Origin of the sequence: Parvibaculum sp., from assembly GCF_049672805.1 — a bacterium.
GTDB lineage: Bacteria > Pseudomonadota > Alphaproteobacteria > Parvibaculales > Parvibaculaceae > Parvibaculum.
This window is the reverse complement of sequence record NZ_JBATWS010000429.1, coordinates 1-1770: the sequence shown is the minus strand read 5'-3', so window position 1 is coordinate 1770 and position 1770 is coordinate 1. Positions and strand designations below refer to the sequence as shown.

Sequence of the window (1770 nt, the reverse complement as noted above, 5' to 3'; positions counted from 1 at the left end):
ATGGTGATGAGTTCATAGCGTTCCGGTGCGCCTTTGGCGGCGTGATACTTCCGCGCCATCTTGATTGCGCATTCAAGCGCCTCAGCGCCTGAATTGGTGAAGAACACCGTATCGGCAAAAGTCACCTCGACGAGACGCCGCGCCAGCTTTTCCTGACCGGGGATGCGATAGATGTTCGAGGTGTGCCACACCTTCCCCGCCTGCTCCGTCAGAGCCTTGATGAGGTGGGGATGGCTATGGCCGAAAGCATTGACGGCGATGCCCGCGCCGAAGTCGAGATAGCGCTCGCCCTTCGCGGTTATCAGCCAGGGGCCTTCGCCCCGTTCAAATTCAAGGTCAGCCCGCGCATAGGTCGGCAAAACAGGCGTAATCACGGAAGTCGGTCCTTCTCATAAATCCTTTTGAACGACGCCGTTCGCGGTATGCCGGGAGAGTGCCTTCGGGTTCTGGCGTTGTCGGGCTCCGGGCGATCCGGCGAGACAGCAGTTTCCTGCGAGGCCTTGAGGCACTTTCCGCGCCCGGCCTCTTCTCGCTGTCAGCCTCGTCGTTTCCCGTACAGGATCATGCCGATCACACCCTTTTTCCCCTTGCCGGGGGCTCCCCGCGGCGCCCCCCTCAGGGCCGCCAATAGAAAAAGCCGCCTGTTTTGGGCGGCAGTCCGAGAAGCGTCCAAGTATTAGGGCGAGTACGGTGGCCTGTCAATCTCGCCCCGTTAACCTTTTGGCCGCCGCCCCTCTCACGCCTTCAGACGGTAGCCCGTGCGGAAAGCAAGGTGGCAGACCGCCCAGAGAACGAGGTTCACCCCCACCACTATCGCGATACCTATGGAAAGCGCGCCATCTGCATGGCCTGTGACGCCATAGCGGAAACCGTCGATCAGGTAGAAGACCGGGTTCCATGTCGTCAGTTCCCGGGCGAAATCGGGAAGCTGCGTCACCGAATAGAAGGTGCCGGACAGGAAAGTGAGCGGCAGGATCACGAAATTGGTGACGGCCTGAAGGTGGTCGAACTTCTCAGACCAGATGCCGCCCAGAATGCCGATCAGGGCAAGCATCAGCGAAGCCCCCACCGAGAAAAAGAGCACGGCCCAGAGATGGGCGATCCCCATATCCACGAAAGGCAGCATGGCAAGCGCGGTCGCGCCCCCGCAGACGAGCCCGCGCGTGACGCCGGCCAGCGCGATGCCGACATTGAGCTCGCCCGCAGAGAGGGGCGGCATCAGCACATCGACAATATTGCCCTGAATTTTCGAGATCAGGATGGAGGAGGACGTATTCGCAAAGGCGTTCTGGATCATCGTCATCATCACGAGGCCGGGTGCCAGAAACTCTACAAAAGGCACGCCATGCACGTCGGGCCGGAACTTGCCGATGGCGAGGGCAAAGATCGCAAGATAGAGAAGCGTGGTGACAACGGGGGCCGCGACCGTCTGGGTCATCACCTTCCAGAAGCGGCGAACCTCTTTCAGATAGAGCGTCCAGACGCCGAGCCAGTTCACCGCGCCAAAGCGGCGGCTGCCTTGCTGCGGATAACCCATGCTCATGGCGTTTCCTTCCCGTTTCTTCTCATTTTCCTGCCGACTGCAGCAGGCATAGGCGAAGGCCGGATCACAGGCAATGCGGCAGTTCACAGGCCGATATGGGCGCGGAATGTGCGCCCGCAAGGCGAGTGCGCGCGCAAATGCACAAAAAAGCCCGCAAATCCGCTCTTTTCTGTGGATAAGGCCTTGTTAACGGCGGGGGCCGGTTGCGATTTCGCCCCCCCATATTG

The 1770-nt window shown here is 60.6% G+C and carries 2 protein-coding genes; both read right to left on the bottom strand.

What is annotated here, in order from left to right:
* A partial coding sequence (locus tag WBF74_RS13380) for an aminotransferase class III-fold pyridoxal phosphate-dependent enzyme (RefSeq protein WP_424440739.1) occupies positions 1–374 on the bottom strand: 374 nt, incomplete at its 3' end.
* A 362-nt stretch (positions 375–736) separates the two neighbouring features.
* On the bottom strand, positions 737–1543 hold the full coding sequence (locus tag WBF74_RS13375) for an ABC transporter permease (protein WP_424440737.1): 807 nt from the start codon (positions 1541–1543) through the stop codon (positions 737–739).
* Between the last annotated feature and the right edge of the window lie 227 nt (positions 1544–1770).